The sequence below is a fragment of the Caldifermentibacillus hisashii genome (assembly GCF_039654145.1).
GTDB classification, from domain to species: Bacteria; Bacillota; Bacilli; order Bacillales; family Caldibacillaceae; genus Caldifermentibacillus; species Caldifermentibacillus hisashii.
Map to the genome: position 1 here is coordinate 3,230,578 of NZ_CP155467.1, position 24,069 is coordinate 3,254,646.

The following is a 24,069-nucleotide window of genomic DNA, read 5'->3' on the forward strand; positions in this document are numbered from 1 at the left end:
TTCACAGGTGGATATGTGAATAAGTCAAATGCAGCGTCTCCTTTCCACAAAGGGCAGTGAAAAAAACCCATTTTGTGAAGGCAGGATACGTATGCCCTTTTTTGGAGAAAAATAGCCATTTTATTTTTATTAAATTTAAAAATCTGGAAGAAAAGGCAAAAAACGAGATAATTAATTTTCCAGAGCCTCGCTCAAGGGTATATTTTTTATTTTGGCAGAGGCTCTCAAATAAATCTAATCTATAATTCTTCCAACTATTACCTTCCCTTTTTGAATCACTAGATAAAATATTATGAGCTTCATCAATTATTAAATGTACAGTATTTTTAATGTTCTCTTGTTCTGTTTGACTCTTATGATTATCAAAAAGCATTTTGGCAATTAATAACGGCATAACCTTTTTTATATCCGTACTACATTCTCTAAAAGAATAAATAGTCATAAGCGGAGGTTCTTCATTGTCATTATCATTAATTTCTATAATTGTATCTAATTCCCTAACCTTTGCCTCAATTCTGTAAATCAAAGGATTGATGTGTTCAAATTGTGCATAACGGTTCAGCATATCGCTAGCTAATTGTAATTTGGTATTTAGAATGAACTTATCACACCAACCAATATCACTATTCTCTATTTCAAAACACCATTGATATAAATAATCGTAGCCAGTCTCAGCGCTATAAGTGCTTTTTATATCTTCAATGGTATTAAAAAATAAATTATTTATAAAAAAGTAATGCTCTCTTGTATGCCACTGAATTGACCTTATTTTTTCAAAGAATTCCTCATGTTCCTCACTTTGTACGTTAAATGACATATATTCAATAATTTCTTTAATATATTCAAAGACCTCTCTTGACGAATGCAATAGTGACTTTGCAAATAAGTTTGGTAACCAATTATGTAATCCCCATCCCTTTTCTTCCGCATATTTCAATCGTTTCAAAAGCCTTTTAATAAATGGTTTTTGAGTCTGTTCCCTAGCACTAAATAATATTGATAATAATTCTTCATTGTAAAAATATTGCTTCGATATTTTTAGTTTATTAGCATTTCCACTATTGTTGTTTTCGCTGGTATTAAAATTGATTATTTTAATTTCATCATCATTTAATCCAAATACACCTGAATGAGAATATTCACCATTAAAATCAATAAGATAAAAAGAACTTTTATTTATAATATTTTTAGTGTCAACAGTTTTAAAAAGTTCAAAATACAACTTTGCTAGAGTATTTGATTTCCCACTTCCGGTATTTCCAAATATACCTATATGCGAAGCGAAAAAGGAATTTATTGCAAATCTAACCGGTATGTCCTCATAAATTGAATTACCTATGGAAATTGTTTGCATTTTATTGTCTATATCAGAATAATCTGTTTGTATTCCTGAATATATACTTATAACCTCATGTTTTCCCGGTATATAAACTAGATTTCCAATCATAGGTAAATGTTTTACGCTTCCTCGCTATTTAATGTTTAGTTTAAAGCTTCCCAAAGCTGTCTATACTGGGTAATACTACTAAATTACCTGGGGTGATAGTCTTATGAAAAACTTTGAAGAAGAGTATAATGTATTCCAAGATGCGTTAGAAATACCTAAACCTTGGTATGTTTTCCATAATGAATTAGCTAAAGAAGAAAATACCTTACACATTTATATTGAATATCAATCAGGAGCGGAATTTTCTTGTCCTAATTGCGGTAAAACGGGATGTAAAGTTCATGATATACAAGATCAAGACCGGACTTGGAGACATCTAAATTTTTGGCAATATAAGACCATTCTCCATGCCAGAATGCCACGAGTAAAATGTGAGTCATGTGGTAAAATACGTACGGTTGTCATTGATTGGGCACGTCCAGGAGCTGGATTTTCATTATTATTTGAGCACCATGTGTTGTCGCTAATGGTTGAAATGCCTGTCGCTGCCGTAGCTCGTGAAGTAGGCGAACATGATACGCGCCTTTGGCGAGTATTTAAATATTATGTCAACAAAGCCATGGAAAACATAGATGTATCTAATGTCACTCGTATAGCGATGGATGAAACATCACGAGCAAAAGGCCATAAATATGTGACATTTTTTATTGATATGGATACCAAACGCTTAATTTTCGCTACTACTGGTAAAGGTGCAGATGTACTGCAGGTGTTTAGCCAGTTTCTAGACAGTAAAGGGGTTTTACATTCCCAGATTAAAGAATTTTGTTGCGATATGTCACCAGCCTTTATTTCGGGTATTGAAGAGAAATTTCCGAATGCAACGATTACGTTTGATAAATTTCATGTCATGAAAATGGTAAATGAAGCATTAGATCAGGTACGAAAACAAGAACAAGCTACACAGCCAGAACTTAAAAATTCACGATACGCTTGGCTGAAGAACCCCGAAAACCTAACAGAAAAACAAGGAAGTAAATTGGCTAAATTAAAGGATTTGGATTTGGCAACAGGCCGTGCCTACCGCATGAAACTATCGCTTCAGAAAATGTGGACTAAACACCCAATCCTTTCTGAATTGTATTTTGATGAATGGCATAGCTGGGCTATTCGATCCCGACTAGAACCAATGATTAAAGTTGCAAAAACACTAAAACAACATAAAGGCGGAATCTTAAGATGGTTTGTTACAAAGATGACCAATGGCCTTCTTGAAGGAATAAACAGTTTAGTTCAGGCTACCAAAAGAAAGGCTCGTGGATACCGAACAGCCGATAATTTTATTGCCATGGCCTATGCAACGGTTAATAAACTTGATCTTATTGGTATATCATGACTTGTTTTATCCTTTCTTGTTTGCTTAGCGACCAGCACTTAGATGTAGGATAGGCTGTCAAGTGCTTTCCTTGACAACCTATCCTACATCTAAGATAATACCGGTGGCAAACAAGGAAATGATAGAATCCTATGGGCACTGGTAACCTGTTTTTTCAACATTAAACAGCGAAGAGCCTGTTTTACACCGTTTTTAAACGTCTTATTCTCAAAATATCCTAATATTTGTACCTCTAAAATCCGTAAAATAGTTCCTTTATTATAGCGATAATCTTGTTCTTGATTTAAATCGGTATTTAACAAATCATCAATATACTCTGCATCAATTTTCCCAACTAAATCTATGAAACCCTTCTTAATAATTACGTATCCATTTACTGTTATGTTATTAATAATTTCTCCCAGATATATAAAAGTTGAATGGTTCATTTCTTTATCAACAAGTACTTTAACTCTAGTTCCCCTTACTTCAAAAACACTTCCTATTTTTAGCGGGTTAGTCAACTCAATCCACATCCTCAAATAAAATCCTATTAAATTGATAAAAATCTATAGGAGGCATATTTTCTTTCGGTTCCAAAGTAATAATATTTTTTTGATTTCCACAATTCAATAAGTTCATAAATTCTTTACCTTGTCCATTTTTGTATGCGAAGATATATACTCGTAAATTAGGATTATGTATAGAGCGTTTAATTAAATTCCTAATGTGTTCATCTGCAAATGAAAATCCAAAAACTATTAAAATAGTTTGATCTTTTTCTAATTCATAACTCAATAGTCTTAACATACTATAATAATATTCATCCATTACAGTGTTTTTAAATTTACTTTTTTCAGGATTAATAATCATCAACTTTTTATATTCATTAAAAAAATTTTCTAGGTCGAAATAATTTGATTCAGCAATTTCTTGTATCTTCAATTCAATTTCCTCAGATAATTCATCTGATAAATATTGTCGAATAACATCCTTGTCTTCATCAATTAATTCAATTTTTTTTGCATATTCTTGAACGGAGCGTAATAATTTGAAGCTATTCTGGATTTCTATTAATTCTTGATTTTCAATTAAAGACTTATTCCAATTCACTGAACCATGACACTTTATTAAATTGATTGTCGGCAATTCCTTTTGATAATTATCGAAGACTCCATTTCGGGATACTGTCTTATGGTAATTTTCTGAACTCAAAGTTCTTAAAAAATATCCGTTCCCCCCATCATTGAGAACTATCGAAGAGTTATTTCTTTGCTCAAAATCAATAGCTCTTTCAAAAAATATATCATAGTTGGTAGTAAAAATATTTGCACGTTTTGCGGATATTCTTGAATTTCGATAGTTCATTATATTAACAAGACCTCTAATGAACCTTCTATAATTATTGGTAACATTGTATTCACACTCTATTACCTCATCTATTAGATCTAAGTTTTTACTAAGTATTTCGTTAAAATAATGTAAATATATTAGCTGTCGGACAGATTCAGAATACTCCCTTTCGGTTAAAATTTTTTCTATGTTTCCAAGTGTTGGAAAAAAGGGTACAGACGCTCCTGATCCAATTAAAAAGTTTATATTTTTTTCAGTTAACAGTGTTTGTAGTTCTTCCACAATTTCATCAAAATTCAATACTATCACCCTCTTAAATGTAAAATTAAACTTTATAAATACTTATTTTTCTCTAATAATTGGTTATATAGTAAACTTAGCTTTATTAATAAGTAATCTATATCAAAGTCAAAAGCTATATTTAATTTCAATAAATAGATTGTAATGATTAATAGGTAAATATTATACTTTACAAGGCAGATTTCATTAGTTCTTATATTTTTTATTCTACAACATTTGTTAATTGTATCCAATTTCCAACAAATTTCGATTTAGGATAATAAATTCAACAGAATTTTGACAAAATACATTCTGTTAGTGCGACTTGTAGTTCTGACATGGAAGAAATGCCTCTAGCGCATTTCTTCTTTTTAATTTCAGGATATTTTAACTTTCCTCTTAAAAATACGAAATAACAAGATGTAATGTTTGATGATTAACCGATTGGTTCAAAGTAAATTTAGTAGTAATACTAAGTGAAATACACAGTATCATGATGTTATTTAACTGAGATAACATGTGTGTTTGTTTTTAGACATAGAAGAGAATTGACAGCTTATAACAACTTAATGACTTGCTATGAAAAATTGAATGATTCCATAAATTAACGGACAGTTTATAAAAGGGCTAGAATAACCAAAAAGGATTAATACAATATTGAATCCATCAACTAGAAAAAAGCTTAGCCGAACATCCTAGCAAGTATCAAATACAGATTGCTTTCTATCACCAAATCACTGTAGGTACACTTTAAGTAAGTGAAGAATTCTGAGACTGGCAATAGATATCTTTGCAAAAAGGGGCGAACGATTTGGAAGCGTCAGAAAGAAAACTTTTACAAAATAAAATACCTTTACCCGAACATCTACACTGGAAATTAGCAACAATCGTAGAGGTTCAAGAAAGTTGGAGAGTCATTCATAATCTGCTAAGTCGCGGACATCAACCAGAAACGATAAAAGCATTATATCCCACAATAGATGATGATTATTTTAAATTAATTACCGATTATTTTAAACAATACGGAGCTATTGATGTCGAAACAGTATTTAATTCCATTTTGACAGATTACCGTAAAAATGAACTTCGAATTATATTGGAAAGAATGATTAGCATTAATGATTTTACTTTTGAAGATATAAATTCTATTATTCCTGATAAATTTCAAAAAGATTTGCTTTCTCCTGATAAATGGTTATTGTAAAAAGTCAGAGTCAACTCTTTTAAGGATTTCATAGGGAATAGAAATAAGTAATTTTTTAATTCCCTCTTAAAATCCTTAATTCTGAAGCTATAATGATCTCTGATTAACCGATTTGTTCAAAAGCAAATAGAAGTAACCATAATAAGCGAAAACCGCGGTTACATGATGTTGTCTTTCGGGATAACACCATGTGCCGCGTTTTTTAATGGAGGGATGATCTATGTATTTTGCAATAGAAAAGTGCAGAGAAATGCAATTAAAAATGCAGAGGTTTGCCACCCATTTAATTCCTTTTCGACAATGCGTGGGACAGTCTATAGCTCTCGCCATGAAAAGAGATGATATGGGCGTGATGAATTAGCCTGTCCACTAACGCTGCTGTTAATCGAGAATCTGTAAAGATCCGGTTCCATTGACTAAATTCTAAGTTAGATGTAATAATTACGCTTTTCTGTTCATAAAACTCCGATATAATTTGGAATAATAATTCAGCTCCTTCTTTACTAAATGGTAAGTATCCCATTTCATCTAAAATGACCAAATCAACCTTCTCCATCCGTTTTCTAAATGCTGATAAACGGTTGTTACGTAAAGCTTGCTCTAATTCCTCAACTAGGTGGGCAACACGGTAAAAACGAACCTCAAAACCTAGTTCACAAGCTTTTCTCCCTAGTCCTGTGGCTAAATGAGTCTTCCCTGTCCCGGGTGAACCAACTAAAACTACATTTTCTCGATTCTCAATAAATTGTAGGCTACACAAATCCTCTTTGGTTAAGTGAGGAGGGAACCGAAGTTGTTCGGTCCACTCGTAATCATGTAAACTCTTTTTATCTAAGAACTTCGCCTTTTTTATCAAGCGGATCGCTCTCGCTTTTTCTCTTAATCTTATTTCCTCCTTAAGTAGCCTATACAAGAATTGTTCCGGAGTTTCAAACGGTATTTGCTCGTATACATCCGCAACATAAGCTAACCTCAATGACTTACACAATTCTTTAATGTCCTGTTTCAATTGACAGCCTCCTCTCTAGGAGTTAATGAATCGTATTTACTCCAGTCCACTTCATAAGGATTATTATCACTAGGTAGCTTATCCTGTGCAATTAATTCATAGAACTCTTCATTAATCTTCTTCATGTCATGAGAAACTAATAAACTAGCTAGAGCTTCTAATCGTTTTCGTCGAATAATTAAATTATCTACCAACAAAAATTCTTTAATTCTTCCCGGTAAATACTTATTATAGCGCGAATATTCTACAACCCTTGGTTTATGAATCCATGTTTTAATTATTGAAAGCCATGGTAAAGCTTTTCGCTTTTTCATATATGGCCGATAGTCATCCAATAATATCTCCCCATTAGGTGAAACAATCTTTAATTGATCCCATGTTAATATCATTTGTAATTGACTATAGTTGCCACCCTTAGGGACATGAACCAACGTCTGATCCACTTTCACTTCATTATATTTGTTTACTTTAACAAGATGCTCTTTAAATACAGGATAGGGCTTTTCCGGTAATGCTAGAAGATAATCCCGTTCTTCCTGCCATAAGTCCTCAATACGTACGTTTTTGGCATAATGAATTCTATTTCTGTCCGCCTCTAATTTATGAAATAATTGATCAGTTAAACCCTCATAGCTGTCCATTATTGGAGCTGAAGTAAAAAAGTTATAGCGTATATATCCAACTTTATTCTCAACATTTCCTTTTTCATGGCCACTTCTTGGATTGCATACCTGCACATCAAAGCCATAATAATTCTGAAATTGAACAAATTCATCAGTTAATTGTGCTTCTTCATTTTTTGTCCTTTTTTTCTTCACAGCGGGGGTCAAATTATCGATTCTTATCCTTTTAGGTACTCCCCCAACCTGTTTAAAAAGAATATTGAGACCATGTAAGAAGCATTCTTGATTTTCAGCTGGTAACGGTACTGCAAATCCAGCATTACTATGAGGAAACGTCATAACTAAAGCATGAATATCCACAATTTCTCCATCTTGTACAGCTTCCATTACTCCAAAGTCTACTTGAGCTTCACCCGGAGGATGTTCTAATCTTTCATACCCTTTATCCTTTTCTTCTTGGTGAGTATTCATCCATTCAGAGATAAAGTAACAAACAGTACGATAAGAACCTTGGAAACCCATTTTCTTTAGTTCTTCAAATATTTGTTTCTTTGTTCTTCTTAATTTTTTCCTTAACTTTAAATCCTCAAAAAGCCAATCTGAAACAATTACTCCCCACTTTTCCTCATACATCATCCCTTTCTTTTTAAATGATTTCTGTTTAGGGAGTTGATCTTCATCCGCATACTTCTTAGCTGTTCGCCAATTAATTCCCATTGTTCTTTGTATTTCTGAAATAGATAAACCTTTGTTATTTCTTAAATGTTTGATACAATTAATATCAGACATTGCTAGCATCCTTTCTTACCTCCACTACCAATTGCTTGACACAATTACTGTAGTGGGACTTGGGGTGACTGGCAAGTCTTTTTTTGTTTATGCACAAAAATTTAGTGCAGGACTCTGCATTTTTCCTTTGCAAAGCTCTGCACTTTTATTTTGCCATACACAATCTATAAGCAAACAAGAAACAGAAAAACAATTTCTTAACAAGATATTAAAAAGCTCTGAAAAGGTCGGAATCTCTAAAAGCATCATTGAACGATTTATCTTGTTCTATGGAAAGGAGGTTCAAAATTACAATGTCAAACCTGCTCGATCTACTGAAAGAGTTAGGGGTTCCCATTAAGACAAAAGTGTTCATTGAATCACCGAAACAAACAAATTACGAATATCAATTGCAAATGGATTTAGATTTGGATAAACAACATAAATAGTTTAAAACCTTTCCCTCCCGTCAATCCTTTTAATAAAGGCTTTGACGGGAGGAGTATTTATGTCTCGAAAAGATATAGTAAAAGTTTCTTTTAATGAAGATTTACAAGAGGAATCATATTATTTTATGAAACGGCTAATTGAAAAAGTTTTAATCGATCAGCTTGAATTACAGCCAAAAATGAAGGGTTTCCTTCTTGAAGAAAGTAATAAAATTGTAGAAAAGGAGTAGACTCTCATGGAATCACACCAATATTATGAACCCAATAAATACTATGAAGATTTTATTGCGGTTTATAGCAGGGTAAGTACAGCTCAGCAGGACATTCAAAAGCAGATTCTACTTGCTGAATCTTATATTCATAATAATCGGATTGATTTAGATAAAGTGATTTGGTTAAAAGATGATAATGTTTCAGCGAATAAATTAGCAATGGAGGAGCGTTCAGGATTACAAAAACTCCGAATGCTAATACAGCAGAAAAAAGTAAAGACTGTCATCGTTTACAGTCGAGATCGTTTAGCTCGAAACTTCGTAAGCCCGAAATAAAAAAATAAACGTACCTTCACGGTACGTACTACAAATAACCGTAAAACCATGATTTTTTAATCAGATTTACGGTTATTTTACACATTCTGCTTGGATCGTTTTTGACCAAGGCAAATAGTTGTTTATAATTTCTGGGTTTCTATGAATATCTAAATTTGGTAGGTCTCTCAGTAACTTCACTAGATACTGGTAGAAATCTACTCCATTCGCTTTAGCTGTTTCTGCGATACTTAGACAGATTGCGTTTGCTTTCGCACCAGCTTCACTTACGGAAAATAACCAATTTTTTCGACCAATTACATTCGGACGGATGGCATTCTCAGCGGGATTGTTATCAATTTCTATTCGTCCATCATCCAAGAATGCTTTTAGTCCATTCGCTCGATTTAGCGTGTATTCAGCTGCTTTAGCGAGCGCATTTTTTCCGTAGAATGGTGAGTTTTCAACCCAGGCAAGAAATTCATCAACTAACGGTTTCGAGTGCTTTTGGCGTTTTTTTCTTCGTTTACTTGGGGATAAGTGTTTAAATTCCCTTTCAAGACGAAATAATTCATCGCAATATTTTACACCAATTCGTCCGTTTTTACTGTCTGCTTTTAACCAATAACGTCTTACATGGGCCCAGCAATTAGCGAAGGTAATCCCTTCAATTTTGTCATAGGCTGAATACCCATCACAGACAATCGTTCCCGAATAATCTTCAATGAATCCTTCAAGAACGGATCGTGATCGTGATAATGAGCTGTGAAACAGAACGATAGCCGGACCTTGACAGGGCACACTTCGAAAAACCCAGTTATAAGCATTAGATTGGCCAGATTTTCCATCCGACCGATTGATAATTTGTCCATAAGTCTCATCGACGTGTAAAATGGACTTCTCCAACATTATATTCTTCATTCGCTCATATACGGGCAAAAGCCAGTCATGTGATGCTCGAATAACCCAATTAGAAAGGTTTTTATCATTCGTATTCAAGCCATAACGTTCCCACTCCTTTACCTGCCGGTAAAGGGGCAAGTATTGCACAAATTTATCATAAATTACTTTGGCAAGTACACTCGGACCAGCAATGCTTCGTTGAATCGGAGGTTGAGGTGATTTGCCACGTTTAATTTGGGCCTTTTGAGATAAATCCGCTTTGCAGTTTTTACATTCATATGCATGTTCAATATGTTGAACTTTTTCCATTCTTGCAGGTATAAATTCAGCCTCTTCACGTACGATTGTCGTACCTATTTCAGTCATTTGGCATTGACAACAATCACAAATCGTATTTTCCGGATGATAATGAATGGCCTTTACTTCAACATTTTCATGTAATGAATCATTTCGTTTTTTATTTTGAACTTTGCGTACAACAGTATAAGAAATCGTCTGTTGGCTTTGTTCTTCTGTGTGCTCAGAATCATTAAAAGACGGGTCATCGTCAAATAATGATATTTGTCCATCAAGTGTATTGTATTTAGATTTCTCTGTTTTCGATCCATATAAAAGTTTTGTTAAATAGCGAACTTGCTCAGTTAGTGATTTAATCTGTTTGGACAATGCTTCATTCTGTTGATTAGAATGAGCCAATTGTTCTTTAAGAAGTCGAATTAATTTCTCGTTTTGATTCTGATTATTAGATGAAGCATTAACCAAAAGATTCACCACCATTCATTCAAATAAGATAGTTCTAGTATAGCATTTTAAGCATAGTAAATACAGCTTTAAATCAACTTTTTGATAGATTTAAAATTGCCCTTTTTGAGAAGGTTGAATAGCTTTTGGCTGCTGAATGGATAATCCTTCTAATAACCAGCGGAGTTCTTGTTGTGACAGATTTCGTACTTCCTTTTCGTTTCTTGGCCATTGAAGTTTTCCATTATCTAATCGCTTATAAAGCATGGCGAAGCCGTCACCGTCAAAATATAAACATTTATAACGATCTTTACTCCATCCAGAAAATAAGAAAATGGAATCACCATAAGGATCCAGTTCAAAGGAATCTTGAATGAGTGTTGCTAATCCATCTATTCCTTTTCTCATATCCGTTTTTCCACAAATGATATAGATATTTTTTACACTCGAATAATCGTGTCTCATAAATCTTTCAACTCCCTCATGATCGTTTGAATGATGTGCTCATCTATACCGTTGAAAAAGGAGATTTCAACTTTTCCAAACTTAATCGTACAAGTTGAATTTGAAGAGGAAACAGTTGGTTTTATGTTCGAAATATTTTCTGTATCGGAATGTAATGTTACGGGGACAATTGTTAATTTTTGTTCTGGCATATGAAAAGCACCTCCTTTGATTGATATGTCAATTTTAACAAGAGGTGCTGTTGATTTATATGCGTTGTTTGAATGGGGGCTTACAATTCACTAATAAAAAGCACCGTACTTCCTTATCATTCACATGGCTTCTTATCTTCCCCATACTTTTCTTGAAAACATACTCCATTCATGGGGCAAAATGGGTTTCGGACGAATGTCTGAAACCCATTGTGTCAACAGTCTGAAACGATTTTGTCAAGGAACAAAATCGTTTTTCAATAGTCCTATCATGAGAATCCCTGAAGGAATTCTTATCGGAAAATTTTAATATGAAAGTTTTGCATAGTAACAATTAACTTAATGTTGCCACGTAATTATAGTTTTCAAGTAATGAATTCTAAACACTTAAGCCTCCATCCGCCCTTTGTAGGTGTGCTTATCTTTTGAAGCACTTTTACTAAAGAATAGTAGGATAACGCTCAAAACTATACCTGTTCCTATTATAGGTAGTAGTCCTTCATAGAAATAATCGCCTAAAAAGCCGAAAACCGTATTCCCTATCGGCATAAAAACTATCGCAATAGTGAATATAAAGGAAAATACCCTTCCTAATAGCATTTTATCAATATTAGTTTGTATATAGGTGAAAAAAAGAACATTAAATCTTGTTAAGAAAAAACCAAAGAAGAAGATTACTCCATATAATACATAGAGATTACTAAAGAATATTAATAAAAGAAAAACGCTGCCACATAGAATTAACTCTCTAGAAATATGAACTAACTGAGCTTTACCTTTCGAAAAACTTAAAAGGAAAGCTCCTACAATTCCTCCTAATGCTTCCGATGATAGCGCTAAGCTATAAATACTACTATCTTTGTATAAAGAATTAACTAATACAGGTAAAATTATGTTATAACCTGCTATAAAAAAGTTCACTAAAGATACTGCTACAAGTAACCTTATCAATAATGGATCTCTTTTTACATACTTAAAGCCATCAACAAAGTCTTCAAAGTATGACTTTACTTTATTAGACTGAATATAACTGTATTTAATAAAAAATTCCATAAAGGCAGATATCAAAAAAGAAACACCATTAATTATGAATATCATGCTTATACCAATAAAATCCAATGAAAGTAGCCATGCACCTACTATAGGACCTGAAACTTTAATTATTTCTGAAGATGTAGTTAGATAGGAGTTAATCTTTTTAATTCGATTCTCATCAATTATTTCAGGAATAATCGCTCTCATTGTAGGCGAAAACAATGAGAAGGAAATACTCAGTGCAATATTAACTGCTATAACTAAAGGAATGTTCACACTATTATTATCTGTAAAAAAACCTAATAGTATACACATTGAGCCAGCTATAATATCCATCAATATCAGTATGTTTCTTTTATTAAAACGATCTGAAACCACTCCACCAAAAAGATTAATGAATACTGATGGAATTAAACTAATAGCTGTTACAACGCCTAAAATTTTTGCACTACCAGTCATATCTACAATCCACCAGTTCAAAGCCATTGTAAAGATCACACTCCCTAGCTGGGAGATGGAGTTACCAAAAAAAACCAAAAATTCATTTCTACTAAGCATACTATCACCCATAATGAGTTATTTGTCTTATAAGTATAGAATATAGTGTATAAGCTTTCTAAACAGCCATCCGATGTTTGAATAAAATACCGTATACACTAATCTTCGCTGCGCTCTATCGGTAAACAAATCTTTCTGCGTTATTATTATTTTATTAAGCAATAGGATATGTAACTATTCAGCCTCCAACTAGAGAAAGTTAGAAGAAAGCGTTTTAAACCTCCCTATTCCCTACCCAAACTAGGGATATCACGAGTAGATAGGAGGAACAAATTTTATCGGTGTACCAACAAGAGCTAGAGACGGTTTGTACAATTAGTAGAAAGACTGCTTCAACGCACAGAACAACAAGAAAATAGCATCCGTCAGCTGCAAACACGGGTCGAAAAAACAGTATGAACAGCTATTTACCACCTTCTTCGAACCGTTTTGTCTTTGAACCTTCTTACGAAAAAACCGGCAAACGTCCAAAGTGGACAGTCCAGACATCGGAGGCATATCCCCCAAAAGGTGGCAAATCCGCACTATATCGTCGTGCAACGGATGACCCAATCCCAAGGATGAGGAGTATCACCTGAACAGGCGTCAGCCCACCGGGGCCTTATTCGGCAAGTATGGGATCTTCCAGCACTGTTGATGGAAGACACCCAGCACGAGTGCGAAGTCAAGTTTTGTCCCTATTGCCATTGCTTTCACCAATGGAGTTTCCTGCCCACGTTACTAGCCCTGTATAATATGAATCAAGAGTCAAAGCGCTGCTTGTCTATCTGACGCAATATCAACTCCTTCCTTGCCGCCGGACAGCAGAGCTGATCAAAGATGTCTTTGGTCATCGGGTCAGTGAAGGGACGCTGGTGAAGATCAACCGAGAGGCTGACAGATGTTTTACCGGCATTCGTTCCCTTCTTCATGTGGTATTGTTGGTTTCTTCTGTTCTTCACGGCGATGAAACGGGCTTCCGATTGAAGGGAAAACGGCACTAGCTTCATGTTGCAAGCAACAATCAGGCGGCGTGGTATGCCTGCCGTCCAAAACTGAGCAAGTAAGCAATGAAGGATATTGGTCTTCCCCACCTGTTACAGGGGAACGGTGATGCCTGACACACGGAAGCTGCATTTTCGGTATTCCCAAGCCCAACATGCATGATGTAATGCCCATCTCCTCCGTGAACTTCAAGCGCTATGAGAGGTCTATGAACAATGGTAAGCGAAAGACCTAATGGATTTTTCGCTCGAGATGAAACAGGAGGTGGAGCAGGCCGGCAGATGCTTGAGCAGCGAACGAAACCGACAGTATGAAAGAATGTATGAGCGCCTCCTTTACCAACAAGGAAAGGGTCACGACGAAGCGAGAAAGCTGCATCGTTGGCTGCAGGAATATCTAGCAGAAGTGCTACGCTTCCCTCACGACCCGGATGTTCCGTTTGACAATAACTAGGCAGAACGGGATTTGCGGATGGCCAAAGTCAAACAGCATATTTCCGGCACGTTTCGCAGAGAAGAAGATGTGCATGTCTTTTGTCTCATGCGTATCATCATCTCAATCATCAAAAAAACAGAAGAAACGAGTATGGGATACTCTCCAGCAACTGCTTGAAGGTAATGGTTGATTGTCTATTTCCTTCCGCCTAGACAGGGTGTTTTCTCAAACAGAAAACGCTCTTTTTGTGCTGCCTTCTAGCAAAGTAGATAGTAGTGAGCTGAATAGTTACTAGGATATTATTAACTCTGCCTGTTTCTAAGGACCAGACAACTACTCTTTAAACAGGCAGAGTCAAATTATTGTGTCTTCATTACTATTTTATTGGTGTTTTATCTAAAGTATTAGTACTACTAAAGATGCGTTCTTCAGATACGTTAAGATCTTTATATATTTTTTCATCTAAGTTAACTGGCTTGTTTAAAAACGCAATATAGATATGGTCTTTTGTTGAAAAAGAAGTTATGAAAAACGGATTATCTCTTAAAGTACTTAAGTTTTTTCTCGTTTCTTCTAATGAATCTAACATGACATTTAATTGCTCATTTTTAATTGTTCCTAAGTAGTTTGTCTTAGCAATAGGATTGACACCGTAGAGATGGTATAAATCTTTGTGAGTTTCGCTCATGTTTGGAAACCCTTTTGCGAACAGATAAATTGGATTGAATCCATCTCTATACATGGAATAAACTTCTTCCATTCTATTTTTAAATTCCTCAAATGTTTCCTCTGGTTTTCCCAAAAGAACCATCGAAGTATGATAATCACCGATACAATTACTGAAGTCTAAATCTTTATATTTTCTTATGTTAACTATCGTTTGATAGATGAACTCTTTTTGTCCAATAACCCTAGATAGGATTTGAGTACTTATATAATTAATTTTATCTATTATATCGAATGTTGTTCTGAGTTTATTGTCAAAATTAAACTTTAATACTAATAAATCATCACTACTTTGTACTTTAACTCTATTGTTATTGACTTTTAGAAGTTTTTTTGTGTAATCACAATTACTAATATACTCTAATTTGTTTTTGCTATCCATAAACTCTATGAAATCTTTATATTCCGGTCTATTTTCTAATTTATGACCGTTTAATAAATTCATAAATTGTTTAATCAAAATGTGTTTGTTAGATAAATCTGCAATGTTGTGGGATAACACAAACACTACAATGTACTTTTGACGCAATTTAAAGATCGTAACAGTGTATAGCAGCTCATCCAAAGGATTTTTTAAGACGACTTCTGCCATAGTCTTAGTAATTTCGTCAACTAGTGAGATTGCACTATCATAAGAATATTCAGACAGGTCAAATAATGGTATTTCATAACTATCTATATCTAATTTAACCTGTTTAAATACAATCTGTTCACTCTCCACAGAAATTACAGACCTTAATAGTTCATTAGATAGAATTATATCCTTACATGCTTGAATAACCTTTTCCATTTCAAAATCTTTTTTCACGTCAATTTTGATGTCGATGACACTATTAAAATTGTCTTTGATGTAATTCTTTTGGTGATAATATACTGGATAAACTTTCTCTATTGTACCTAACAATTTATTATTCTTATAGTATGAGCTAGAGACTTGCGATTTTATATGATCGATGTTAATATCTTCAATTGTATTTTGAACCTTTTTAGTTACTTCATTTTCCTGCTCTAACATATTTTCTATATAACTTGCTAGTTCACTAGCATTCTGGTGGTTATATAACACAGATTCATCTAAATTGATGTTATAATAATTCTCTAACTCTATAATCACAGATATGACATCTAATGAATCTCCACCTAGATCAAAGAAGCTATCATATAAAGAAACACTATCTACATTTAAAGTTTCTTTAAATATACTCAAGATTTTTTTTTGCGTATCAGTAACAGCATCTTGAATAACATTCTGTAGAACATCAGTATCATCATAATAAGACATAAGCGCCTTAGTGTCTATTTTTCTGTTAATCGTTAGTGGAAATTCATCTATCTGTTTATAAAAGTTCGGAATCATATATGAAGGCAAAAAGTTCTTCAAAGTCTTCTTTATATCATCAGGTACGATTGCTTTTTGCCCTTGATAAAAGCAATAAAGTTTATTGTTTTTATATAACACCTTAACCATGTTTATTTCTTTTATTTCTTTCAAAATAATATCTTCAATCTCCCCTAACTCTACTCGAATCCCGTTTATTTGAACCTGATAGTCTTTCCTTCCTATAAACTCTATGTTTCCGTCTTTTAATCTTTTGGCATAATCTCCTGTTTTATAATATCTTTTGCCATCTATAAATAAGAATTTTTCATTATTGACACTAGGTAAGTTCAAATATCCTTTAGCAACTCCTTCACCGGAAATATACATCTCCCCCTGAGTACCTATCGGCACCTCAATTCCGTTAGAGTCTAAAATTTTAATTTGCACCCCATCGAGTTCCTTTCCAATCGGAACGCTTGGACGATTAAAGTTACGATCAATTCTATAACGCGTTGCATATACTGTACATTCAGTTGGGCCATATAAATTTTCAATACAAACATTTTTTAAATACTTAATAGCTTTATGAGCAAGGGAAACTTTAAACTCTTCACCTGCTACCATTAAATATTTAAGGTTTCTATCTAATTTATCAATATCATCCTCATTTAACTTATCTAGCATCAAATTTAGAATTGCAGGCGAGAGTGCCATATGTGTTACTTTATGAATTTCTATTAAATGAGCCAGTTTTCTAAAATTACGTGAGTTCTCTTGTGTTGGTATTACTAAAGCCCCCCCACCGTAAATCCAACCAAAAATTTCAACAACTGAAACATCAAAGGTGAATGGTGTTGATAAAATATACTTGTCATCTCTAGAAACCGGGTAGTATTTCTGCATGTTATTTAGTATATATTCTAAATTTGAATGCGTAACTCTAACACCCTTTGGCTTTCCTGTACTTCCAGAAGTGTACATTAAATAAGCTAATTCGCCATCTATTTCATTGAATGAGTCAGAGTAATCTGAAGTAATAATATTTCTAATATCAATTTCTTTAACATTTAAATTTAACAAATTACTCGTATTTTTTATAATTATTTGGCTATTTGAATCTTCTAGTAGCATATTAATGCGATTAACTGGATATTCTGTAGATATAGGTAGATAAGCAGCACCTACCTTTAACACTCCCAAAATACTTATAATCATTTCAGGACATGGAGGCATATAAATTGGAATAAAGGCATTTTTACTATAATTATTTTCATGTAAATAGTTTGCCAATTTTGATGATAGTTCATCTAATTCTTTATAAGTCATTTCCTGACCTTCGTATATAATAGCTGTAGCTTCAGGTATTTGCGAAACTCTATCTTTGAATTTTACTAAAACATTGCTCAAACAAATCACTCCTAACTAATAATTATTTTAGGCTTACAATTGAACCTATATCTGTTTTTTCATGTACAAGCAAATATTTATTGGTTAATCTAACTGAAACATAGTCGGTCTTTCGGAAATAAATGGTTTATAATTTGGTGAGACAGTTTTGTGAATAATATACTCTATAATGTCCATAATTTCTTCTCTAGTATGACTATGTGAATTGGAGCAATCAACAAGTGTGTTATAATCCGTTAGTATGACTCTTTTAATCCCTGACTCCTCGACTAAAATAAAATCTCCCAAATCCCTAATAAAAGGATTAAAACCAATTTTAAATAAATTTTCTACACATTCTTTTAGCAATTCTCTATACATAACTATCATCTCTTCTGATGCACCTACAACTAGTTTGTCTAGTGGAGTACCATCAACATATTTATAAAAGACAAACCTTATATTCTTTAAATTGCCATTCGGTATAATAAATGTTTCAACAATAGTTGATGAAAACAAACACTGCTCTAGCTTGCTGAGCAAATCAGGAGAATTATAAACATGTGATGCCATAGGATACTTATCATAGTGAATCTTCACAGTAAAATCTAACGAGCTGTTATGTGAAATTCTTATAATAAATGCGTCATCAGCCCAACGAGGTTCTTTTAATACACTACACTTATATCCTAAGTAATCAGTAGTCTTTAACAAATTATATATTTGTCTAATATTAGTGGTTTTTGGAACTTCTTGATTCAAAATATCCTTTATTTTCATTAATAAATTACTGTTTTCCTTAATCAATATAATCCTCCTCTCCTACCTCTGTTACCATATATCCTTTATGTTCTTATACTAACTTCGCTACGTTGGCAATGTTTCTGATAGCTTATATTTTCCTCAAGGATGTTCTTCGTACATGGCCGTTGCTTTATATCTTTTAAAAGCTCTTTAATATTTGAATTTGAATTTTTTTTAGTGACTAAGATGCCATCTGGGCTAGCCACTACTATAACATTTTGTACCCCTAGTACGGCAATAGGGATATCTAGCTCGTTTACAACATAAGTATTAGTGGAGTCATCACTTATAGCACCTTTTCCAATTAAAGGGGAGTCTAAATTATCTATTATTGTGTTCAATGTCCCAAGGTCTTTCCAATTTCCTTCGTAAGATAAAACATAGATATTATTAGCTGACTCAACGACTTCATAATCAAAACTTACCTCTGGTAGTACATGATAATTCTCTTTCAACTCATCATAATGTGTTGGTAAGCCTTTTTCACTTAATAATCTAATAATGTAATTTAATTTAAAGGCGAATACACCACAATTCCAGAGTGCTCCTTGTTTAATTAGTTCTTTTGCTTCTTTTTCTACAGGCTTCTCCTTAAAATAGGACACCTTCATCCAAGAATTATTTTTTATGGCTTCAGGTACTACGTATCCATATTTTGTTGAAGGATAAGATGGTTGAACCCCAACCAATACGAGATCCACATTGTCATACTGTAAAATAATTTTTAAGTCTTTTATTCTTTCAAAAAAATTATCATCAACATAAGAATCTACGGATAATACACAAATTGCCTCATCTAATTCAACTCCTTGAATCGAATATAGATAAGTTGCTGCTAATGCAATTGCTGGAAAAGTATCCTTCCTCAAGGGTTCAATAATTAATGGAATATCTTGTCCTAATTGATTCTGAATCATATGAACTTGATTTTTGTTAGTTGCTATAACAGTGGAATTACTTAATCCAGCTGTTTCAAGCTGTCTCCAAATGCGCTGAATCATAGACTCAGGATTACCTTTTTCACTTTTCAGAAATTTGAGGAATTGTTTAGGTCGAGCGCTATTAGTTAAAGGCCAAAGTCGTGTTCCTATTCCCCCAGATAATAAAACTAACTTCAATTTATAATCCCCCTCTATATTTAACGAAAATGCAAAGTATTGAAATTTTTATTAATGCATCAGATTCGTGCTCTGTTTGCATCTCCTTATAACTATGTAATATAAAAATTGAATGTTAAACCTATGTGGTATTAGAAATTTAGTGAAAGTAGGTAATTTAATATAATTTATCTTTATTTTCTAAAAACCAACTATATGTTTCCTCTATCCCTCTGCTTAAAGGTATCTTGCTTTTCCAGCCAAGGTTATTTAACTTAGTTATATCTAGTAGTTTTCTTGGTGTACCATCTGGTTTAGATGTATCTGTAACTATTCTCCCTTTAAACCCCACTATTTCTTTTATTTTTTGAGCAAGCTTTAAGATACTTATATCTTTTCCAGTTCCCACATTGATAATCTCTGGTGAATCATAATTGTTCATTAAGAATATACAAGCATCTGCTAAATCATCTACATGTAAAAATTCTCTTCGTGGTGTTCCTGTTCCCCAAATAGTTACTGTATCCATATTATTAACTTTTGCTTCATGAAACTTGCGAAGTAAGGCAGGTAATACATGAGATGTTTTAAGGTCAAAATTATCATTTGGTCCATATAAATTTGCTGGCATTAGGCTAATTACGTTAAAACCATATTGCTTAGAATATGCTTGTGCCATCTTAATTCCAGCAATTTTTGCAATTGCATACCATTCATTTGTTGGTTCTAGTTTTCCTGTTAACAAATAATCTTCCTTTATTGGTTGTTTAGAATATTTAGGATATATACAAGAGGAGCCCAGAAACAACAACTTCTTTACTCCATACGTATATGCATTATGAATTACGTTATTTTGTATTAATATATTTTCTCTTAAGAAATCGGCTGGATAAGTATCATTAGCTAAAATGCCCCCAACTTTCGCCGCTGCTAGGAAAACGTAATCTATCCTTTCTTCTTGAAAAAACTTTTCAACGTCATCAAATTTAGTTAGATCTAACTCATTTCTAGAACGAGTAATAATATTTTCATAACCGTATTCTTTTAATTTTCTTAATATTGCAGAACCTACTAGTCCTCTGTGACCTGCTACAAATATTCTACTTTTTCTATCCAATTGTAACCCCCCTTAAAGCACTAGTATAACCAACTTCCTTTAAGGCTTTTTCTCTCTTTGCTAGCTCCCAATCATGTTCAACCATCATCGCTACAAGCTCTTTAAACGATACCTTCGGCTCCCAATTTAACTTTTCCTTTATTTTAGTCGGGTCTCCCAACAGATAATCTACTTCAGCAGGTCTAAAGAGTTTGGGATCAATTTCAACATAATCTTCCCAATTTAAATTCACATAACTAAATGCTTCTTTTAGAAAGTCTCGAACAGAATGTGCCACTCCAGTTGCAACAACAAAATCTTCCGGTGATTCTTGTTGCAACATTAACCACATTGCTTCAACATAATCTCCAGCAAATCCCCAATCACGCTTTGCATCAAGATTACCTAGAAATAACTTATCTTGAAGACCTTCTTTAATTCTTCCTACTGCTCTTGTAATTTTTCGAGTAACAAATGTCTCTCCTCTTCTTGGGGATTCATGATTAAAAAGAATACCATTGACTATATACATACCATAGGATTCTCTATAATTTTTTGCATACCAATAACCTGCAACCTTACTGACAGCATAAGGACTACGAGGATAAAATTCTGTAGACTCTCTTTGTGGCGGAGGAGCTGCGCCAAACATTTCCGAAGAACCAGCTTGGTAAATTCTAACTTCTCTATTAAACATAGAAATATGTGCTCTTACGGCTTCTAACAAGCGTAATGTACCAATTGCAACAACATCAGCAGTATACTCAGGTGTATCAAAAGATACCTTTACATGTGATTGTGCTCCTAAATTATAAACTTCATCTGGTCTTACCTCATCTATTATTTTTCTTAGGGATGTACTATCAGTTAAATCACCATAATGAAGATATAGTTGAAGATATAGTTTAGGATTTTTCAATACAGCATCAATACGCCCAAGGTTATAAGTTGAGCCTCTTCTAATAATTCCATGAACTTCATAACCTTTATCTAATAAGAATTCTGTTAAATACGATCCATCTTGCCCTGTGATTCCAGTTATTAACGCCTTTTTCACTAACCTTTCCCCCACTTACCAAAAAGAGTAATCTATTTTAAGATTTAATCCGGCTACAAAGTTGCAATTATTAGTTAATGTTACAATTATTAGTTAATATGTAATATTATATAAGTCCTATTATTTGTAATTATCATATAATAAACGGTATATTTTGTAAATACATAATTTATATTTTATATAACAAAAACTATGAATTATTTAATTTTATAAACTCCTACTACTTCATCATCGTCATCAATCAACTTATAGTTGGGATAACCGTTGATTAAATCAATACCAACACTTCAGCAGCAACGTTCCATATCACGTGATGGGTTAGAACCTGCTTTTATGTAGAGTATAACTGCATTTAATAAGTCTGGAGGAACGCTTATGACGTTGTCATATGCTTCGTAGACCAATTTCTTCCCTCCAAATAACAGTCTTGAAGCATCCTTTGCTTGGACATCTGCCTCCGAAAGGAGTATCATTAACGAACGTTGTACCCACTCCCTCACTCGGATATCATGAATTTTTTCATTTACCAAGAAAACCATTCTAAATTTTTCGTGATCCGAAGTGGAGCGAAATGTCGTATAAATGAAATTCGGCATGATATCGTATTGCTCACCTCTCTTTACAGCATCAGCAACCGACAACCCTCCGTCAATATCGAGCGCAAAAACCTGTGGACTGATCCAATAAGCATTTTTTCTAATCCCATGTTTAAATTAAAAACAGTAGGCGCAAAACTTTTTTTCATTTGGAATGACAACAACCTTCGCAAGTTCTTGCATCGTTACTTCTATCGGCAAATTAGCAATAAGATTAGAAATAATCGCTGTTTCCATTTTTCAGGCTTTCGATTAAAACACTGTGAATCGAGACTAATTTTCACTTTGGCAATGTTTCTTTTTACATACGATATTCCCCCTTTTTTCTTAAAAAGGGAGAGTTATAATGCTGTGATCCGTCCTTTAATCACATGATTTTATTAATTGTGTTATGAGAACTCTCCTTTCTGTTTTAAAAATCGATCCAATAAAAGATATTTTCCCATATCATTGAACCGTGTTTTGATTTTAATTAAAGTTTGAATTGTCAATCATCAATACGCAATATAGATATTTCATAATATTTTTGTCAAAATACAGTTCTTTTAATCCTTTGCTCTTTTCTTGTCAAACAGAATAAAAAAACAGATGCCCCTATAAGAGTGACGGATTCTGTTTTCGGGTGCAAAAACAAAAAACAGTCAAAAATGACGCTATTTTTGACCAATTAATCGACACTAAGCGAAATTAAAAAAGCAGGGTAATTGCCCTACTTTTTGACTTGTCAATTACAACTATCAATTAAAACACGATTGATAGTTAAACAATCTATTAGTTTAGAGTTATTGAAGTATCGTCTTTGTTAGTGGAATAAAAGATTTTATAATCTTGATAGATATAATGCGAGTTCTCTTATCTTTTCATCAGTTTTTTCCTTTATCTCATCTCGTCTTTTATTAGGCGAATAGAATGTATCTCTTTTTATAATATGGTCAGAAAGATTGAGTAGTCCAATTGCTTTTTTATTAAACTTCCTCGCAACAGCTAGAGTTGTAGCTGTTTCCATATCAACCCCTATATGACCACTTTTAGCCCATTTTTGAACCATTTCACTTGTTTCTACCATGATTGCACCCGTTGTAAAGACGGTTCCTGTTACATAACTATATCCCCTGTCTTCACAAAAGTTAATTGCTGTCTCTATAAGTTCTCTATCAGATTGTACTGTTTGTTGGTCTGGTAGATACCAATGTGAAACACCATCTGCCATTTCAGCAGCGGTTACAATTAAAATATCACCAAACTGTACATCATGAGATAGACCACCAAAGTATCCCGTCTGAATGAAAATATCGGTTCCAAGAGATGCAAATTGATGACATATTACTGCAGCACTTGGACCTCCAAATACATTAGCAAATCCGATTCTTTGATTATTTAATTTCCCTATAATTGAATTCCAATGAGGTGTCCATATATCCTTAACAATCTTATCTTTCCATATCGTTAGGTTTTTTTCATGTTCCCAAGCACCATGAATAATAAATGACTTTGGAACATCCTTTTCTTCTATATTAAATGCTTTTAGCCAATCTTTCTTTGTAAATTCACCGTATAATTTCAAGATTATCACTCCCTAGATATTAATTTGTCCTCAGAAAAACTTAAAGTTTCTAATGAAGTTTATTCCATCAGTCCGTTAGCCAAGCATGAAGCGAGCTTCACCACAGATGTTGGGGTTAATTCGTTCTTCCATAGAG

22 protein-coding genes are annotated in these 24,069 nt (G+C 33.4%); 6 read left to right on the forward strand and 16 right to left on the reverse strand.

All coding sequences use genetic code 11. The annotated features are described in order from the left end of the window. Nucleotide 1 precedes the first annotated feature (1 nt). Entirely contained in the window at nucleotides 2-1,447 is a 1,446-nt protein-coding gene (locus NSQ14_RS15720) for an ATP-binding protein (RefSeq protein ID WP_346216572.1), read from the reverse strand. A gap of 103 nt (nucleotides 1,448-1,550) precedes the next feature. On the opposite strand from NSQ14_RS15720, the gene NSQ14_RS15725 reads away from it, so the two are divergent. Beyond that, entirely contained in the window at nucleotides 1,551-2,783 is a 1,233-nt protein-coding gene (locus tag NSQ14_RS15725; RefSeq protein ID WP_033827106.1) for an ISL3 family transposase, read from the forward strand. Nucleotides 2,784-2,872: 89 nt separating this feature from the next. Here NSQ14_RS15725 and NSQ14_RS15730 read toward each other — a convergent pair whose 3' ends face one another. Continuing rightward, the gene (locus NSQ14_RS15730) at nucleotides 2,873-3,286 is read right to left on the reverse strand and encodes a hypothetical protein (protein WP_346216573.1); all 414 of its coding nucleotides are present in this window, start codon (nucleotides 3,284-3,286) and stop codon (nucleotides 2,873-2,875) included. 1 nt (nucleotide 3,287) lies between these two features. Beyond that, nucleotides 3,288-4,415 carry a hypothetical protein gene (locus NSQ14_RS15735; protein ID WP_346216574.1) on the reverse strand — a complete coding sequence of 376 codons (1,128 nt, stop codon included), beginning with the start codon at nucleotides 4,413-4,415 and terminating at the stop codon, nucleotides 3,288-3,290. A 790-nt stretch (nucleotides 4,416-5,205) separates the two neighbouring features. Between NSQ14_RS15735 and NSQ14_RS15740 the strand changes: the two genes are divergently transcribed. Next, nucleotides 5,206-5,598, forward strand: coding sequence for a hypothetical protein (locus tag NSQ14_RS15740; RefSeq protein WP_341288554.1), 393 nt, complete (start codon nucleotides 5,206-5,208; stop codon nucleotides 5,596-5,598). A 283-nt stretch (nucleotides 5,599-5,881) separates the two neighbouring features. Here the strand turns inward: NSQ14_RS15740 and istB are convergent, their stop codons facing one another. Beyond that, nucleotides 5,882-6,607 carry an IS21-like element helper ATPase IstB gene (gene istB / locus NSQ14_RS15745; protein ID WP_108897602.1) on the reverse strand — a complete coding sequence of 242 codons (726 nt, stop codon included), beginning with the start codon at nucleotides 6,605-6,607 and terminating at the stop codon, nucleotides 5,882-5,884. Then, nucleotides 6,604-8,019 carry an IS21 family transposase gene (gene istA / locus NSQ14_RS15750; RefSeq protein ID WP_322107725.1) on the reverse strand — a complete coding sequence of 472 codons (1,416 nt, stop codon included), beginning with the start codon at nucleotides 8,017-8,019 and terminating at the stop codon, nucleotides 6,604-6,606. The genes istB and istA overlap by 4 nt, the downstream gene beginning before the upstream one ends. Nucleotides 8,020-8,312: 293 nt before the next feature. Between istA and NSQ14_RS15755 the strand changes: the two genes are divergently transcribed. From NSQ14_RS15755 to NSQ14_RS15765, 3 genes are read left to right on the forward strand one after another with little or no spacing between them, the layout of a single operon-like run. Beyond that, entirely contained in the window at nucleotides 8,313-8,447 is a 135-nt protein-coding gene (locus NSQ14_RS15755; RefSeq protein ID WP_268235420.1) for a hypothetical protein, read from the forward strand. Between the two features lie 59 nt (nucleotides 8,448-8,506). After that, complete coding sequence (locus tag NSQ14_RS15760; RefSeq protein WP_216408873.1) at nucleotides 8,507-8,677, forward strand: hypothetical protein; 171 nt, start codon at nucleotides 8,507-8,509, stop codon at nucleotides 8,675-8,677. A gap of 6 nt (nucleotides 8,678-8,683) precedes the next feature. Beyond that, complete coding sequence (locus tag NSQ14_RS15765) at nucleotides 8,684-8,995, forward strand: recombinase family protein (RefSeq protein WP_341288555.1); 312 nt, start codon at nucleotides 8,684-8,686, stop codon at nucleotides 8,993-8,995. 72 nt (nucleotides 8,996-9,067) lie between these two features. On the opposite strand, the gene tnpC is transcribed toward NSQ14_RS15765, so the two are convergent. The 4 genes from tnpC to NSQ14_RS15785 all read right to left on the reverse strand — a co-directional run bounded on the left by tnpC (nucleotide 9,068) and on the right by NSQ14_RS15785 (nucleotide 12,879). Continuing rightward, complete coding sequence (tnpC, locus tag NSQ14_RS15770; RefSeq protein WP_041847046.1) at nucleotides 9,068-10,639, reverse strand: IS66 family transposase; 1,572 nt, start codon at nucleotides 10,637-10,639, stop codon at nucleotides 9,068-9,070. Between the two features lie 90 nt (nucleotides 10,640-10,729). Next, nucleotides 10,730-11,083 carry an IS66 family insertion sequence element accessory protein TnpB gene (gene tnpB / locus NSQ14_RS15775; RefSeq protein WP_041847042.1) on the reverse strand — a complete coding sequence of 118 codons (354 nt, stop codon included), beginning with the start codon at nucleotides 11,081-11,083 and terminating at the stop codon, nucleotides 10,730-10,732. Beyond that, nucleotides 11,080-11,274 (reverse strand): hypothetical protein, encoded by a 195-nt coding sequence (locus NSQ14_RS15780; RefSeq protein ID WP_041846703.1) that lies wholly within the window; start codon nucleotides 11,272-11,274, stop codon nucleotides 11,080-11,082. Before NSQ14_RS15780 ends, tnpB begins: the two co-directional genes overlap by 4 nt. Nucleotides 11,275-11,661: 387 nt before the next feature. Continuing rightward, nucleotides 11,662-12,879 carry an MFS transporter gene (locus NSQ14_RS15785; protein WP_015863898.1) on the reverse strand — a complete coding sequence of 406 codons (1,218 nt, stop codon included), beginning with the start codon at nucleotides 12,877-12,879 and terminating at the stop codon, nucleotides 11,662-11,664. Nucleotides 12,880-13,634: 755 nt separating this feature from the next. Here NSQ14_RS15785 and NSQ14_RS18925 point away from each other — a divergent pair. Next, nucleotides 13,635-13,850, forward strand: a complete 216-nt coding sequence (locus NSQ14_RS18925) for an IS66 family transposase (RefSeq protein WP_396234651.1) — start codon at nucleotides 13,635-13,637, stop codon at nucleotides 13,848-13,850. Here the strand turns inward: NSQ14_RS18925 and NSQ14_RS15790 are convergent. The 7 genes from NSQ14_RS15790 to NSQ14_RS15820 all read right to left on the reverse strand — a co-directional run bounded on the left by NSQ14_RS15790 (nucleotide 13,753) and on the right by NSQ14_RS15820 (nucleotide 23,942). Beyond that, nucleotides 13,753-13,983, reverse strand: coding sequence for a hypothetical protein (locus NSQ14_RS15790; RefSeq protein WP_346216575.1), 231 nt, complete (start codon nucleotides 13,981-13,983; stop codon nucleotides 13,753-13,755). The genes NSQ14_RS18925 and NSQ14_RS15790 overlap by 98 nt on opposite strands. A gap of 679 nt (nucleotides 13,984-14,662) precedes the next feature. Next, the gene (locus NSQ14_RS15795) at nucleotides 14,663-17,740 is read right to left on the reverse strand and encodes an amino acid adenylation domain-containing protein (protein ID WP_341288557.1); all 3,078 of its coding nucleotides are present in this window, start codon (nucleotides 17,738-17,740) and stop codon (nucleotides 14,663-14,665) included. Nucleotides 17,741-17,824: 84 nt separating this feature from the next. Then, complete coding sequence (locus tag NSQ14_RS15800; protein ID WP_015863900.1) at nucleotides 17,825-18,526, reverse strand: hypothetical protein; 702 nt, start codon at nucleotides 18,524-18,526, stop codon at nucleotides 17,825-17,827. Between the two features lie 38 nt (nucleotides 18,527-18,564). After that, nucleotides 18,565-19,641 carry a sugar phosphate nucleotidyltransferase gene (locus NSQ14_RS15805; protein WP_015863901.1) on the reverse strand — a complete coding sequence of 359 codons (1,077 nt, stop codon included), beginning with the start codon at nucleotides 19,639-19,641 and terminating at the stop codon, nucleotides 18,565-18,567. Between the two features lie 157 nt (nucleotides 19,642-19,798). Next, nucleotides 19,799-20,737, reverse strand: coding sequence for a GDP-L-fucose synthase (gene fcl / locus NSQ14_RS15810; RefSeq protein WP_015863902.1), 939 nt, complete (start codon nucleotides 20,735-20,737; stop codon nucleotides 19,799-19,801). Next, on the reverse strand, nucleotides 20,730-21,773 hold the full coding sequence (gene gmd, locus NSQ14_RS15815) for a GDP-mannose 4,6-dehydratase (protein ID WP_341288558.1): 1,044 nt from the start codon (nucleotides 21,771-21,773) through the stop codon (nucleotides 20,730-20,732). Before gmd ends, fcl begins: the two co-directional genes overlap by 8 nt. A gap of 1,416 nt (nucleotides 21,774-23,189) precedes the next feature. Continuing rightward, nucleotides 23,190-23,942 (reverse strand): nucleoside phosphorylase, encoded by a 753-nt coding sequence (locus NSQ14_RS15820; protein ID WP_227140044.1) that lies wholly within the window; start codon nucleotides 23,940-23,942, stop codon nucleotides 23,190-23,192. Nucleotides 23,943-24,069: the final 127 nt, after the last annotated feature.